This is a genomic window from Aequorivita todarodis, assembly GCF_028561335.1.
In the GTDB taxonomy this organism is placed as follows: Bacteria; Bacteroidota; Bacteroidia; order Flavobacteriales; family Flavobacteriaceae; genus Aequorivita; species Aequorivita todarodis.
In genome coordinates this window covers 46,732-61,012 of the sequence record NZ_JAQQTG010000007.1, presented here as the reverse complement: position 1 = coordinate 61,012, position 14,281 = coordinate 46,732, and the positions used below count along the sequence as shown (strand labels likewise).

At 40.5% G+C, this 14,281-nt stretch carries 17 protein-coding genes and 1 pseudogene; 10 read left to right on the top strand and 8 right to left on the bottom strand.

The window, feature by feature from the left end:
- Nucleotides 1-2: 2 nt before the first annotated feature.
- Nucleotides 3-998 (bottom strand): glycosyltransferase family 2 protein, encoded by a 996-nt coding sequence (locus tag POV26_RS03375; protein ID WP_272855079.1) that lies wholly within the window; start codon nt 996-998, stop codon nt 3-5.
- A gap of 179 nt (nt 999-1,177) precedes the next feature.
- Between POV26_RS03375 and POV26_RS03370 the strand changes: the two genes are divergently transcribed.
- Nucleotides 1,178-2,044 (top strand): hypothetical protein, encoded by an 867-nt coding sequence (locus POV26_RS03370; RefSeq protein WP_272855078.1) that lies wholly within the window; start codon nt 1,178-1,180, stop codon nt 2,042-2,044.
- The gene (locus POV26_RS03365; RefSeq protein ID WP_272855077.1) at nt 2,041-2,826 is read left to right on the top strand and encodes a glycosyltransferase family 2 protein; all 786 of its coding nucleotides are present in this window, start codon (nt 2,041-2,043) and stop codon (nt 2,824-2,826) included. Before POV26_RS03370 ends, POV26_RS03365 begins: the two co-directional genes overlap by 4 nt.
- A gap of 112 nt (nt 2,827-2,938) precedes the next feature.
- On the opposite strand, the gene POV26_RS03360 is transcribed toward POV26_RS03365, so the two are convergent.
- Together POV26_RS03360 and POV26_RS03355 are read right to left on the bottom strand one after the other, a co-directional pair.
- Complete coding sequence (locus POV26_RS03360) at nt 2,939-3,358, bottom strand: DUF3995 domain-containing protein (RefSeq protein WP_272855076.1); 420 nt, start codon at nt 3,356-3,358, stop codon at nt 2,939-2,941.
- A 32-nt stretch (nt 3,359-3,390) separates the two neighbouring features.
- Entirely contained in the window at nt 3,391-4,152 is a 762-nt protein-coding gene (locus POV26_RS03355; RefSeq protein ID WP_272855075.1) for a glycosyltransferase family 2 protein, read from the bottom strand.
- 59 nt (nt 4,153-4,211) lie between these two features.
- Here POV26_RS03355 and POV26_RS03350 point away from each other — a divergent pair, with 59 nt between their 5' ends.
- Nucleotides 4,212-4,916 carry a polysaccharide deacetylase family protein gene (locus POV26_RS03350; RefSeq protein WP_272855074.1) on the top strand — a complete coding sequence of 235 codons (705 nt, stop codon included), beginning with the start codon at nt 4,212-4,214 and terminating at the stop codon, nt 4,914-4,916.
- A gap of 130 nt (nt 4,917-5,046) precedes the next feature.
- Here the strand turns inward: POV26_RS03350 and POV26_RS03345 are convergent, their stop codons facing one another.
- On the bottom strand, nt 5,047-5,784 hold the full coding sequence (locus POV26_RS03345) for a glycosyltransferase family 2 protein (protein WP_272855073.1): 738 nt from the start codon (nt 5,782-5,784) through the stop codon (nt 5,047-5,049).
- A 128-nt stretch (nt 5,785-5,912) separates the two neighbouring features.
- On the opposite strand from POV26_RS03345, the pseudogene POV26_RS15350 reads away from it, so the two are divergent.
- Together POV26_RS15350 and POV26_RS15345 are read left to right on the top strand one after the other, a co-directional pair.
- Nucleotides 5,913-6,728, top strand: a pseudogene (locus POV26_RS15350) (glycosyltransferase family 2 protein); the annotation flags it as partial.
- Nucleotides 6,723-7,598, top strand: coding sequence for a glycosyltransferase family 2 protein (locus tag POV26_RS15345; protein ID WP_272855134.1), 876 nt, complete (start codon nt 6,723-6,725; stop codon nt 7,596-7,598). The pseudogene POV26_RS15350 and the gene POV26_RS15345, both read left to right, overlap by 6 nt.
- Here POV26_RS15345 and POV26_RS03330 read toward each other — a convergent pair.
- On the bottom strand, nt 7,595-8,668 hold the full coding sequence (locus tag POV26_RS03330) for a glycosyltransferase family 9 protein (RefSeq protein WP_272855072.1): 1,074 nt from the start codon (nt 8,666-8,668) through the stop codon (nt 7,595-7,597). The two genes, POV26_RS15345 and POV26_RS03330, sit on opposite strands and share 4 nt — an antisense overlap.
- Before the next feature lie 149 nt (nt 8,669-8,817).
- Here POV26_RS03330 and POV26_RS03325 point away from each other — a divergent pair, with 149 nt between their 5' ends.
- Complete coding sequence (locus POV26_RS03325; protein ID WP_272855071.1) at nt 8,818-9,561, top strand: lipopolysaccharide kinase InaA family protein; 744 nt, start codon at nt 8,818-8,820, stop codon at nt 9,559-9,561.
- A 28-nt stretch (nt 9,562-9,589) separates the two neighbouring features.
- On the opposite strand, the gene POV26_RS03320 is transcribed toward POV26_RS03325, so the two are convergent.
- The 3 genes from POV26_RS03320 to POV26_RS03310 form a co-directional block, all read right to left on the bottom strand.
- A complete protein-coding gene (locus tag POV26_RS03320) occupies nt 9,590-9,760 on the bottom strand; it encodes a hypothetical protein (RefSeq protein WP_272855070.1) in 171 nt (56 codons plus the stop codon).
- Complete coding sequence (locus tag POV26_RS03315; protein ID WP_272855069.1) at nt 9,757-10,293, bottom strand: hypothetical protein; 537 nt, start codon at nt 10,291-10,293, stop codon at nt 9,757-9,759. The genes POV26_RS03320 and POV26_RS03315 overlap by 4 nt, the downstream gene beginning before the upstream one ends.
- A 321-nt stretch (nt 10,294-10,614) precedes the next feature.
- A complete protein-coding gene (locus tag POV26_RS03310) occupies nt 10,615-11,430 on the bottom strand; it encodes a 2,3,4,5-tetrahydropyridine-2,6-dicarboxylate N-succinyltransferase (protein ID WP_272855068.1) in 816 nt (271 codons plus the stop codon).
- 173 nt (nt 11,431-11,603) lie between these two features.
- Here POV26_RS03310 and ruvX point away from each other — a divergent pair, with 173 nt between their 5' ends.
- The 4 genes from ruvX to mazG all read left to right on the top strand — a co-directional run bounded on the left by ruvX (nt 11,604) and on the right by mazG (nt 14,275).
- Complete coding sequence (gene ruvX / locus POV26_RS03305) at nt 11,604-12,014, top strand: Holliday junction resolvase RuvX (protein WP_272855067.1); 411 nt, start codon at nt 11,604-11,606, stop codon at nt 12,012-12,014.
- Nucleotides 12,015-12,143: 129 nt separating this feature from the next.
- On the top strand, nt 12,144-12,734 hold the full coding sequence (gene def / locus POV26_RS03300; protein ID WP_272855066.1) for a peptide deformylase: 591 nt from the start codon (nt 12,144-12,146) through the stop codon (nt 12,732-12,734).
- Nucleotides 12,735-12,799: 65 nt separating this feature from the next.
- Nucleotides 12,800-13,360: a DUF5606 family protein gene (locus tag POV26_RS03295; protein ID WP_419180003.1), complete on the top strand. Its 561-nt coding sequence runs from the start codon at nt 12,800-12,802 to the stop codon at nt 13,358-13,360.
- Nucleotides 13,361-13,498: 138 nt separating this feature from the next.
- On the top strand, nt 13,499-14,275 hold the full coding sequence (gene mazG / locus POV26_RS03290; RefSeq protein ID WP_272855065.1) for a nucleoside triphosphate pyrophosphohydrolase: 777 nt from the start codon (nt 13,499-13,501) through the stop codon (nt 14,273-14,275).
- The last annotated feature ends 6 nt before the right edge of the window (nt 14,276-14,281 follow it).

Sequence of the window (14,281 nt, the reverse complement as noted above, 5' to 3'; positions counted from 1 at the left end):
CTTTAATTGAAAAAGGATTTTAAAAAGAAAATTGCGGCATCCAATTTTGGGATTTTAGAAAAAAAGCCAGATTCCTTTTTTACGTATTTGTAAAAGTCTCTGTTATTGTTTTTGGCATTCCTAATAGTTCTAACTATGGTCTTATCTATATGGTTCTCAAAAATGGTTTGGTTGTAATATTGAATCTCTTTGTTGCTTTCTTTGAGTTTATTGGCAGCTTTTATGGTTTTTATGATTGATTCTGTTGGCTGATTTCTTTTTAATGAAACCGCATGGACATAATATTCCAAATCGGGATTATTGGGGTGAATTCCGAGATTTTCCAATTGTTTGGCCTTAATTGAAAATTCAGAGGTTTCTAAATTCTCAATCTTGGTCTGGCTCATATTATCCGAATGCCATCTATAAAACAATAAGGACTCTGGAATGTTGTGGAATTTTGTATTTGCGATCAATTGGCTCCATAAGGAATAATCCTCTGCGATTTTCATGCTTTCGTCAAACCGTAAATTGCCCAAGCTCGATTTCCGCAACATTACGGTAGGATTGCCAATGGTACAGCTTCTTAAAAAACCCACTTTAATCCTATCGTGGTCCGTATCGTGCTTTACCACTTTATTTTCTTTTCCAAAAAATGTGAACCAAGAGCCACAAACCCCTACCTCTAAATGGGTTTTTAAATAGTCCAATTGTTTTTCCAACCGCGTGGCCACTGCCCTGTCATCAGCATCCATCAAGGCTATAAACTCTGTATCTGCAGCATCTATTGCAAGATTACGGGATTTGGCGGGTCCAAAATTGGTGTTATTGGTTATACTTTGAACCCTCTTGTCAAGACTGATATACTTATCAATAATCTTCTGGGTAGTATCAGTAGAGTTATCATTAACAATAATTAACGAGAAATTGGAGAACGTTTGGCCTAAGATACTTTCTATAGCTTCCTCTAAAAAAAGTTCTCCGTTATAAACGGGCATAATTACGGTTAATTCGGGCATTTTACGGGATTGTATGTACAAAAATAGGTATTAATATGACTTAAACTATATTTGTAAAAATTAATCTATGGAATGCGCACGAACAATTTTGAAAACCAATCGATGATGAACAAACTGGGCCTTCCATTCCTGTGCAGAGCGCAGTTGAAGCATTCCGCCTCCTCAAATATTTTGAACAGATGAAAAGAATACACGTTGGGTTTTTGCTTTCCTATGACTATGAAAACCTTAAAAAGGCCATTCCCCCGGTTTATGACGATGCCGATGCCATCTTTATCGCAGAGGATAAGGAATACCGAACTTGGTCTGGCGAACGGTTTGAGGTTTTACCATCTTTTTACGAATGGTTGAAAGAATTTGATACCGATAATAAAATACAGATATATAAAGAGGATTTTTATGTTCCGGAACTTTCCCCCAGTGAAAACGAAACCCGGGAACGTACCCTGCTTTCGGAGAAAATGGGTCTTGGCAACTGGTTAGTGCAAGTAGATGCCGACGAATATTTTATAGATTTTAAAGGGTTTGTAAAAACGCTGCGCAAGTACGACCGCTTTTTGAAAAACCCTCAGAAAACGCCAGTTCAGATTGCAGGTTTTCTGATAAATATGTATAAATACACCGATGATGGGCTGCTGTATGTTGACAATCCGACCAAGGTTTTGCTGGCAACCAATTATCCTAAATACACTTTTGCGCGCCAAAATAGAAAACGCATTATTTATACGGACAATCTTTTGATGCACGAATGCATCTCGCGCAGTGAAAAGGATTTGATGACCAAGCTTACCAATTGGGGCCATTCCAAGGATTTTGATATTGAAAAGTACGTTGAAAAATGGCGTTCGGTGAACAAGGATAATTACAAGGAAATGCAGGACTTTTTCTACTTGCAGCCCGAAGGTTGGAAGACCCTGGATTATATTGGTTCAAAAGACATGGATGAAATAAAGAGACAACTGAACGCGAAACCGGAGTTGCATCCGTCGTCATTTTTTCTTTTTAAAAAGAACATTGGGCAGTATTTTAAACACCTTTTTAAATGAAGACTTCCTTATTAATTTCAACATATAATTGGCCCGAAGCATTGGAATTGGTGCTTTTGAGTTTGAAAAACCAAACTGAAAAACCAGACGAAGTTCTCATTGCTGATGACGGTTCTTCCGAAGATACAAAAACCTTAATTGAAGATTTTAAAAAGAAATTAATAGTGCCGATTCACCATTTTTGGCACGAGGACAAAGGTTTTCGAAAAGCAATTATTCTGAATAAAGCCATCGCTGCCGCAAAGAGCGACTACATTATTCAAGTAGATGGCGATTGCATTATGCACAAGGATTTTGTAAGGGACCATAAAGCCTTGGCGCAACCCAATGTGTATCTTTTTGGGAGCCGGGTGAATATTCAGGAAAAATTCCTTCCAAAGTTATTCGCTTCACAAAAAATAAAATTCAACTTTTTTGATAAAGGCATCAAAAAGCGCACCCGGAGCCTTCGCGTTCCTGCTTTAAGCAGTCTTTACAAGACCACCGACCAAGTTTCGGACAAAATGCGCGGGTGCAACGTTTCCTTTTGGAAAAAAGATGTGATTGCCGTAAACGGGTATAATGAAGAATTTGAAGGCTGGGGCAGAGAGGATTCGGAATTGATTATTCGAATGATGCACAATGGCGTTTTGGGCAGAAGGCTTCGTTACCGCGGGATTGTTTATCACATTTGGCACAAGGTAAAAGACCAAAGTCGGTTTGAAATTAACGATACATTGCAGGAAAAGGCACTTGCCGAAAAAAGCAAATGGTGCGAAAAGGGCATTGATAAATATTTGTAGCAAAAAAAGAACCCGAAGGGTTCTAAGTTATTTATAGAAAGGATTTTCATTACGTGGGTACGACCCCGTCGGGGGTCGCATAATTTGGCATTAATGACGTAAATACTGTCCTTTAATACTTAAGCTGAATTATTATCCCAAGTATTCCAATTAACAGACATAAAGGCGAGAATAATCTGGTGTCGAGCTTTCCAAAAGCTGTATTTTTTACGGTTTTAAAAAACCCGACGTAGTTAAACTCACCGATTGCTCTTAGTATGAAAATTGCTGGAATTAACCAACCTCCAAAATTTATAATCCATTCTGGTGGATGGTAGTCTATCAAGCCAGATTTCATACTATAGAAAATCCCGAAAGTTGTTAGTCCAATGCCAACTATGGCACTGTCTATTTTCCTGGGGTTTAATACTCTTTCCCCATTTTCGTTGGTAGGTAACGATTCAGCAAACCCGAATTTTCCTCCAATAGCCCAGTTAAAATGAATTATTCCAAGTGCAATTAGGATGAGGCTTAATAAAATGGATAAAATCATAATTCTATATTGGTAGTTTTTAAAGGGTATTATTACTCAATCTTTCGATACAGCAGCCAAAGATTCACATATCGCTTAAACACCGAAAAGGCACTCACATAGGCCAGAACAAAACCTTCCTTGCCGTCCAAAATTCCCAATCTAAAAATAAACTGATTCCAAAAACGGTAAAAGGGGCGGAAAAGAAAATGGTAATAGTTCGGCTTCGTTCCCTTTTTATAGAGCATTTCTGCCTGCAATGCGCTGTAACGGTGTGCTTTTGCAGTGTATTCGTCAAAGGATTTATAGGTATGGTGCGGCAAGGTGTTTTTTAAATTTTCGCTTTTGCCATCAACTTCCAAGGTTTCGTGCACCAGATTTGCGTTGTATTTGCAATGGTTTTTATTGAAAAAACGCACGACGTAATCATTCTGTAAGCCGCTGTATTTTATGCGTTTCCCCATAAAATAAAAGTCGCGTTTTACAAAATAGGCCACTGCTTTTGGGTCATTGGATTTTGCAACAATTTCCTTTGCCAAATCAGCAGTTATGACTTCATCCAGATCAAAAAAGGTAACCCAATCGTTATTCGCTTTTGAAATGGCAAAGTTTTTTTGTGCTGAAAAATTATCGAAGGTACGTTGGTAAACCGTAACCTTTTCGTGTTTTGAGGCCAATGCCACCGTTTCATCTGTAGAAAAGGAATCCACGATCACAATTTCATCCGCAAACCAGAGGCTTTTTAGATAAGCCTCAATATTGTGTGCCTCGTTGAGCGTGATGGCAAGGGCGGTAATTTTTACGGGGTTTTCCAAATATGGGCTGTAGTTTGCGTAAAAGTAATAATTTTACAGGTATAAATTTGAAAACTGTTATGACGAAACTGCCAATTTTAATGTACCATCACGTTACCGTTGAAGCGGGAAAGGACTTGACTATTTCTGTGGAAAAGCTTGAAAAGCAATTCAAACATTTGGCTGAAAACGGTTACAAAACCTATCACTTAAAAGAATTGTTGCAAATGAAGCAATTGCCAAAAGGTAAAAATATTGTCATCACTTTTGATGATGGCTACGTCAGCCAAAAAGAACTCGCGCTTCCCTTGCTAAAAAAATACAAACTGAAAGCCACTTTTTTTGTCCCGCTTGATTTTCTTGGGAAAACAGATAGCTGGAATACTTCTTCCCTAAAAATAATGACTTTGGAGCAGTTGAAATCCCTTGATCCTAAAATTGTGGAACTCGGTTTTCATTCCTATTACCATAAAAAATACACCGAACTTTCCAATGCTGAAATTGAAGCCGATACCCGGCGTTGCGTGGAATTCGTTTCGGAAAACAACTTGAATTTTTCGCCCGTTCTGGCATATCCGTATGGCAAGTTCCCGAAAGAGAAAACCCGAAATAAAATTTTCAAAAAGTTACTTTCAAATAACGGAATACAATACGGTTTGCGGATTGGCAACCGAATAAACCGCTTTCCGTTTAAAAAACCTTTCGAAATAGAGCGTATTGATGTGAAGGGAGAGTTTTCATTGTTGAAGTTTAGACAGAAGATTCGGTTTGGGAAACTGTTCTAAGCCCCCTAACCCCCGAAGGGGGAATTAGCCCCCTCCGCCCCCAAAGGGGAAACACTTACTCAGACTTAATAAAAAACTTCTTTTGGAGTTTTTTCCTTTTTCACAATAGTGGAATTCCCCTTTTTGGGAGTTAGCGGGATTTTTTATGCAACAACATCAACTTCACATACCGTTCAAAAACACCATAAGCGTTAACGGCTGCAACGGTCATTCCTGGAACTCCATCGCGGAAACCGCCTTTTAAAATGAAAGAACGGAAAAAGCGATAGCTGGGTTTAAATAATAAGTGAAACCAGGTGGTCTTTTTGCCTTTATCAAATTGCTGCTGCGCCTGAAACCACGCATAGGATTCCTTTTTCGAAATATAGTTTTCCAAACCTTTGTAGGTAAAATGGAGCATTTTGTTCTTAAGTTTCCCGATACTTCCCTCGCAATGTAGTTTTTCGTGAACGGTGCCGGAAAATACTGCACCTTCGCGTTTTACCAACCGCAGAACATCATCGCTGTGATGGTACAAAAAGCGATTCATATAAAAATGTGGGAAGTTTATTTTATAGCCGCCGTGTTTTGGATTTTGGAGGGTTTCCTTAATTTCGGCTTCCAATGAATGCGTAACGCGTTCGTCGGCATCCACAAAGAGAACCCAATCGCCAGTTGCCTCTTTTAGGGCGAAGTTTTTTTGGTTTGAGAAATTATCGAACTTTCGCTGGAGGAATTTGGTGGCGTATTTTTTGGCTATTTCCGGAGTTTTATCGGTACTGAAGGAATCAACCACGATTATTTCATCGGCAAATGCGACGGAAAAAAGCGCATCTTCAATGTAGGCTTCTTCATTAAATGTGGGTATGATTACGGTGAGTTTGATCATTTTTCTGCCATGAATGCACGAATGATTGTAACTGAAAAATATTCGTGAATTCGTGGTCTATCTTTTTTTCGAAATTACAACTTTTTGTTTCCTGAGCCAACTGGGTAAATAACTTTATCTTTGTACCGATGAAACAACTGGACACTTCCATAATCATAAGCACCTACAATGCCACGGAATGGCTGGAAAAAGTGCTGTATGGCTATAACAATCAAACCTATAGGCAGTTTGAAGTGGTAATTGCAGACGACGGTTCCAATGACGCAACACGGCAGTTGCTCAAAAGGATGGAAGCCGAGGTCTTTTACCCGATAGTCCATGTTTGGCAGGAAGACAAGGGGTTTCAGAAATCGCAGATACTCAATAAGGCCATTCAGCAGTGCAGTACTGAATATATTATAATGAGCGACGGCGACTGTATTCCTCGGAAGGATTTTGTGGAGCAACACGTAAAATACAGAGAGGAGGGCTACTTTCTCTCGGGAGGCTATTTTATGCTGCCAATGGATATTTCAGAAAAAATCACCAAGGAAGATATCTATACTGAAAGATGTTTTGACCTAAAATGGCTAAAAAAACACGGCTTAAAACCGTCGTTTAAAAACAACAAACTCCATTCGGGCCCTTTTAAGGCATATCTTTTGAATGCGCTCACACCCACAAACGCCAGTTGGAACGGCCATAACGCTTCAGGGTGGAAAAAGGATATTTTGGCCATAAACGGGTTTGACGAACGCATGCAATACGGCGGGCAGGATCGCGAACTTGGAGAGCGCTTGACCAACTTGGGCATAAAAAGCAAGCAGATTCGCTACAATGCGGTGGTGCTGCATTTGGACCATCCCCGCGGCTACAAAAACCAGCAGTCCATAGAAAAAAATCTGGCCATTCGCAGACAAACCCGCGATCAAAAAAAGAAGTGGACGCCCTACGGAATTGTGAAAAACACAGATGCCACACCCTATGTTTCCGTTATCGTGAGCACCTACAATCAACCCGATTGGCTCCAAAAAGCACTTTGGGGTTTTGAGCAGCAATTGGAAAAGAATTTCGAAATAATAATAGCCGATGACGGTTCTACGGAAGAAACGAAAAGGCTGATAGACTCCTTTAAGGAAAATTCGTTTTTAAATATCACCCACGTTTGGCAGGAAGACCACGGTTTTCAGAAAACGAAAATACTCAACAAGGCCATCCTTGCTTCAAAAGGGGAGTATCTTATTTTTACCGATGGCGACTGTATTCCGCGGAACGATTTGGTTTCAACACATTTGGGGCTGAGCCGTCCGGGATGTTTTCTTTCGGCAGGTTATTTTAAGCTTTCCATGAAAATCTCTAAACAGATAACTAAAGACGATATTGAAACCCAGCGGTGTTTCAATGCGAAATGGCTCTTGAAACACGGCCTGAAAAAAACTTTTAAGATCAACAAACTTACTTCCTATGGCCTAAAGGAGGATATTCTGAATAATTTTACCCCAACAAGCGCCACTTGGGACGGTAACAATGCTTCGGGTTGGCGTAAGGATATACTGGCAGTGAACGGTTTTGACGAACGCATGCAATACGGTGGCGAAGACCGCGAAATGGGCGAGCGCCTTATGAACTACGGAATAAGGCCGCAACAAATTAGATATAGTACCGTAACGCTCCATTTGGACCACGAGCGCGGCTATGTTACCAAGGAAATGTTTGTGAAAAACAAAGCCATCCGAAAAGTTACCAAGCAGGAAAAACGCGTTTGGACAGAATACGGTATCGTTAAGGCTAAAAATCCCGTAAGTCTTACAAAGGAAGAAACGCTAAAAAATTAGGAAGAAAATCCTGCGAGGTGATGCTCCAAAAAGGGTTTTAGTTTTGAGAGGATCATTTCTGGCGTCAGTTCTTTGTAGAGCGAATTTGGGTCTTCTTCAATGGTTCTTCGTTCTTCCAAAGTGAAACTGCTGAAAAGGTCGGGTTTTTCTTCCAATAAATGTATGGAATCGTGATGGTCGCCATCCTCAAAACTGCACCAGTGTTCTTTATTTACATATGGCGAATAAATTGTAAATGTTGGTTTATCCAATGCTTTGGTAATGTGAACGCTTCCCCCTTCGTTTGAAACCAAGAGGTCGCATTTGTTCATAAGTTTTATAAATCCACGGATGGAGTCTTCGTATATGTCGAGGTTTATCCGGTTTTTGTTTTTGCACATTTCATAAACCTTCTGCGCTTCTTCTTTTTGATTGGGAGCATAATTGAAAAGAACAGTACCAAGATGGTTTTCAGTGATGTAGTCTATAATTTCAACCATATAGGTATAGGGCATGGATTTTTGGGGCGTACTGCCCAAAATACCCAGCATAATTACGGGTTTTTGCAGGGAATCGATTCTGTTGTATTGTTTTTCTACTTCCGTCAAGAATATTTTCGGGGCGTATTCGGGCTCTTTCAGCTCAAAAACCGAGGCAATCATATTGATTCTATCCTCAATTGCCTTGCCGCAGTTTTTGGTGCGGTGTTTCAAATGGCTTATGGGGTGGGTGTAGAAGGGAAGCTTCAAATCCTTATGGGCGCGTTTTAGACCAATTCGGTATTCGGCACCGGAAAAAAGACAGATCAGCCTGCTTTGCAATTTGGAATACGGATCAAAAATAATGTCGTACTCCTCTTTTTTTATTCTGGAAATGGTCTGAAAAAGCTTGGCATAGCTCTTTAGTTCCTTTTCCTTTACCGAAATAATACGGTCGATGTTTGGATTGTTTTCCAGAACACCCGCGGTGTATTCATATACAAAATAGGTTACTTCGCTTTTGGGAAAAACCTTCTTTATATTATTGGCAATGACCGAGCTGATGAGCACATCGCCAATTCTTTTGTTTTGTATTACGAGTATTTTCTTCATAAAACTTGCTTTCGCAAAACTTAGGATAACCCCCTGCCCCCTAAAGGGGGAAATATTGCCGTTTTTAAAATTCCTACCTTTAGGGTTGGGACAAGAATTTTAATGGATTACCTTCGCAAAATACCTTTTTTAAAAGTATTTTTTTATAAATGCGCGAGAATTTTGTTATCAATCCAAAATATTCCCACTTGGCCGAAACCCTGAGGGAGGTGCTGCACAATTTTTCCGTAAGAGGGGAATATGTGACCCAAGGCGAGCGCAATGTGATAAAAATGGTGCAGCTTGAGGGAACTTCCTTCAACATCAAAAAGTTTAGGACGCCGAATGCTTTTCAGGCCCTGGTGTATCAATTTCTTCGGAAAAGTAAGGCGAAGCGCTCTTTTGAATACGCCTCAAAATTGATCGGTTTTGGAATAAAAACACCTTTTCCCGTGGCGTATTTGGAAACATTTTCGGGCGGATTGCGGGAGAGTTTCTACATAAGCGAACACATTGATTACGATTTTGATTTCCGGGAATTGATACACAACCCGAGGTTTAAGAAGCGCAACGAAATATTGAGACAGTTTACCCGATTCACTTTTAAACTTCACGAAAACGGGGTGAACTTTTTGGACCATTCGCCGGGAAATACGTTGATTGTGGACAATGGTAACGATAGCTACGAATTCTATTTGATAGACTTGAACCGTATGCGTTTTGAACCGATGGACTTTGAAAAGCGCATGCACAACTTCCGCAGGTTGTGGCTTTCAAGGACAATGGTGAAAATTATGGCGCAGGAATATGCCGTGCTTTATGGGAAAAGTTTTGAAGAAACCCATACACTGATATTGAAGCATAGCAGGGCTTTTCAGAAAAAGGTCAATAGCAAGAAGTTGCGGCGGCGGTAACGGTTATAGTTTGTTGGCGGTAGTGCATTTATTCAGCCGTTGAGGGTCTTTTCTTTTTTGTAGAGTTTGCTTTTTTTGTTTTCCGTTCCGATAGTTTCATTTTCTTTTCGGTAAAGTATTTTTGCAACTCCATTTCTTCTTCTTTTGTCAATGGACCTTGTCCTCCTATGAAGTCAGGTTCTTTTATTTTCTTTTTCATAAATCCAAATTTTTAAAATATCTGTCTATCAATTTTATTGCAGACTTGGTTTCGATTATCATCACACGTCCACCAAAATGTCTTGCACCAAGAGTTTTTTCGTAATATTCTATCAGTTGTGACTTTGATAGAAAAGATACGTTTCCTTCGTTGCCTCGTTGGAATGACAGTCTGCAAGCAAAGGCTACAAGGTTTCCAGGAACACCTGCATACATTTTTTCACTCCCTCTATTGAACGGCGCATTTTCGACCAAGTGCATATAAACGTGGTCTGTTTTTATTTCCAAGCACATTAGTCCTTGGATTACAGTTGGATTTCCGGAAATCGTCAATTTGTAAACCTCTCTTTCAGGTTGCCTGTGCTCAAATTTCCAGTCGAAAAGCCAATTGTTTTTTTTCGTTACAGCTTTTAGGTCGTTTTTAGAAACCAAGGAAACAACGGTTTGAAAACTATCGCCAGTTACTACATTTTCAATGGAATTTGTCAGCTTATCAATTAAGAAATCGAGTTCTATATTTTCTTTTTTTTTCACTCGTTTAATTTACTATAAATTGTCAAGTTGGACTAATGTTTCTTGGAGGTCTATATTTCTTGCATTACCACCAATATACAGATAAATGCAACAGCAGCATCCACCCACATTATATTTTTAACTTCAAATATACAAATTTACCCCTCCCAAACCGTCCCGGACCCGTTAGAGGCATAACTAAATCCAATTGAACAAAAAAAGCTTCAATGAATCCCAAACAGCATAAGAAAAAAGAAGAATACCAACTCCCACTGAACGCCGCAACTGAAAACTGCAACTGAACACCGCAACTGAAAACTGCGACTGAAAACTGCGACTGGACTAAACCGCCACCCCATACTCCCGCAAAGCATCATTCAAGGAAGTTTTAAGATTGGTACTTTCCTTTCGAACCCCAATAATCAGCGCGCACGGCACTTGGTAGTCGCCTGCGGGGAATTTTTTGGTATAGCTTCCGGGAATGACCACCGAGCGTTCGGGGACGAAACCTTTAACTTCCACTGGATTTTCACCCGTAACATCAATTATTTTAGTGGAAGCCGTAAGCACCACATTGGCACCCAAAACGGCTTCCTTGCCCACGCGAACGCCTTCAACAACGATGCAACGGGAACCTATAAAAGCACCATCTTCAATAATTACGGGCGCTGCCTGTAAGGGTTCCAATACGCCGCCAATGCCCACGCCCCCGCTAAGGTGTACGTTTTTGCCAATCTGCGCGCAACTGCCTACCGTGGCCCACGTGTCCACCATGGTGCCTTCATCTACGTAGGCACCAATGTTTACGTAGCTTGGCATCAGGATTACACCCTTGGAAATATATGCGCCATGGCGCGCAACCGCGTGTGGTACTACGCGAATGCCCTTAGCTTCGTAGCCAGATTTTAAGGGAATCTTATCGTGATATTCGAAAATACCCACTTCCAAAGTCTTCATTTTTTGGATGGGGAAGTAGAGCACGATTGCCTTTTTTACCCATTCGTTTATCCGCCAACCGTCAGCAGTTGGTTCGGCGCACCGCAGTGTGCCTTCATCGCAAAGGTTTACCACTTCGCGAATGGCGACGATGGTTTCGGTTTCAGTGAGTAGGGAACGGTCTTCCCAGGCTTTTTCTATGGTTTGTTGTAGTTCGGTCATATTATTTTTGGAATCAAGACGAACGGGAACCAAGAACCCAGACAAACAACCACGACAGACTCGTCCTGTTTCCCTTTAGTCCTGTTTCCTGTTATACAAATATAAAACCTCCATCCCAATTAACGCCCCATTTTTAGCATACTATTTCCGAAACGCTTATTTTTGCAGCCGGTATGGGACGGATTTTAGCACTGGATTACGGCAGCAAGCGCACGGGCATCGCCATTACGGACGAGCTGCAGCTTATTGCTTCGGGTTTAACGACGGTGGCTACTGCCGAATTGATGGATTTCTTGAAAAAATATATCGCTTCGGAAAAAGTGGAACTAATATTGGTAGGCGAACCAAAACAGAAGGATGGAACCCATTCCAATATTGAAGCGGAAATTCAGCAATTTTTGAAGAAATTTTCCGAAGTCTTTCCCGACTTAGAAGTGAAGCGCGTTGATGAGCGTTATACCAGCAAAATGGCGTTCCAAACCATGATCGATAGCGGCCTGAAAAGGAAACAACGACAGAACAAGGCGTTGGTTGATGAAATTAGTGCGACGATAATTCTTCAGGAATATCTTTATAATAAATAGAGGAAAGAGGTAGTCTCGCGATTTATCCCGTGCAAATGATTTAAAAAATTTGGAACGATAGAAACAATAGATTCCAAAGTATCCATAAAATCTCAAACAACAATAAAAAATAATAATAGAAAATAAACAATGATTTTACCGATTGTAGCCTACGGCGACCCCGTTTTAAGAAAGGAAACCGAAGAGATAACGAAAGATTACCCAAACTTGGATAAAGTGCTCGAAAATATGTTCGAGACCATGTACGAAGCACGAGGCATTGGCCTTGCCGCACCGCAGGTAAATCTGCCCATCCGTCTTTTTATTGTGGATGCTACCCCGTTTGAAGATGATGAAGACCTAAGTGAGGAAGAGCGGAAATTCGTTGCTACCTTTAAACGAGTTTTCATAAATGCCCGAATTCTTGATGAAACCGGCGACGAATGGGCTTTCAACGAAGGTTGCTTGAGCATTCCCGAGGTTCGGGAGGATATTTTCCGCCAGCCTGAAATTGTTATGGAATATGAAGACGAAAACTTCAAAAAGCACAAAGAATCTTTCAGCGGAATCGTGGCGCGGATTATCCAGCATGAATACGACCATATTGAAGGAATCCTTTTTACCGACAAGCTTTCACCGTTGAAGAAAAGACTGATAAAAAGCAAGTTGGCCAATATTTCAAAAGGAAACGTAAGTGTGGATTACCGCATGAAATTTCCCAATGCAAAAAAGAAACGTTAAGGCGCTTGTATATATAAACCAAACCAAGGATATTTGTATCTGTTAAAACATTTTAAAAGTATTTTATGAGCTTAGAAAAAGTGCTTTCCATTACCGGCAAACCCGGACTTTACAAATTAAAAACCCAAACCCGTACTGGCTTTCTGGCTGAATCGCTTTTAGATGGGAAAACCATAAACGTAAGCGGCCGCCAAAATGTGAGCCTGCTTTCGGAAATAGCGGTTTACACCCTAACGGAAGAAGTGCCGCTGCGCGAGGTATTCCAGAAAATTGCTGAGAAAGCAGAGGGAAAGGAAACCATAAGCCATAAAGCTTCAAAAGAGGAGCTTGAGGAATTTTTCTTCGGCGTAATGCCAGATTATGATGAAGACCGCGTGTATGCAAGCGATATTAAAAAAGTGGTGCAATGGTATAACCTTCTTGTGAAAAATGGCTTGACTGACTTTTCCGAAGCCAAAGAGGAAAGCCCCCAAACCCCCGAAGGAGCTACTGCGACGGATAAAAACCCTGTTGAAAAAATAGCCGCTAAGCCCAATAAAGCCAGTGTTACAAAAACAAATGTTCCAAAGGCATCTTCAACCAAAAAAGGAGGGGCAACAAAAAATGCCGCTTCGCGAAAAACATAGAATTTTGTTGCAATAGAATAATATAAATCCCGCAGGTTTCGAAACTTTCGGGATTTTTTTGTTTTTTCCGTTTAAATTCAACCCTTAGCCTGCGCTCAGGGTAACAGGTTCAAAATTCATAACAAGAAATAAGAAACAATGAAAAATTCCCGAAAAGACCAACTTAAAGCCTTCGACAGACTTTTGACCATTATGGACGAGCTGCGCGAGCAATGTCCGTGGGACAAAAAACAAACCATGGAAACACTTCGGCATTTGACCATTGAGGAAACTTACGAGTTGGGCGATGCTATTCTTGACAATGATTTAAACGAGGTAAAAAAGGAATTGGGCGATGTTTTACTTCACATTGTTTTTTATGCCAAAATAGGCAGTGAAACAAACGCTTTCGATGTTGCTGATGTATGCAACGATATTTGTGAAAAATTGATCTCACGACACCCACATATTTATGGCGACGTAAAGGTGGCTGACGAAGAAGAAGTAAAACGAAATTGGGAAAACTTAAAGTTGAAGGAAGGTAAAAAAAGCGTTTTGGAAGGCGTGCCAAAATCGTTGCCTGCTTTGGTTAAGGCCAGTAGAATTCAAGAAAAAGTTGCCGGAGTGGGTTTTGACTGGGAAGAACCGCAACAGGTTTTTGAAAAATTGCAGGAAGAGTTGGGCGAGCTGCAGCACGAAGTGAACGCAAACAACCAAGAAAAGATAGAAGCCGAATTTGGCGATGTACTTTTCTCTATGATAAACTACGCAAGATTCTTAAAGGTAAATCCCGAAAACGCATTGGAGCGAACTAATAAAAAATTCATCAAACGTTTTCAGTATTTGGAAAGCAAAGCCGCGGAGATGAACAAATCCTTAAAAGATATGACGCTGACCGAGATGGACGTTTTTTGGAACGAAGCTAAATCTCAGTAAGCAGTT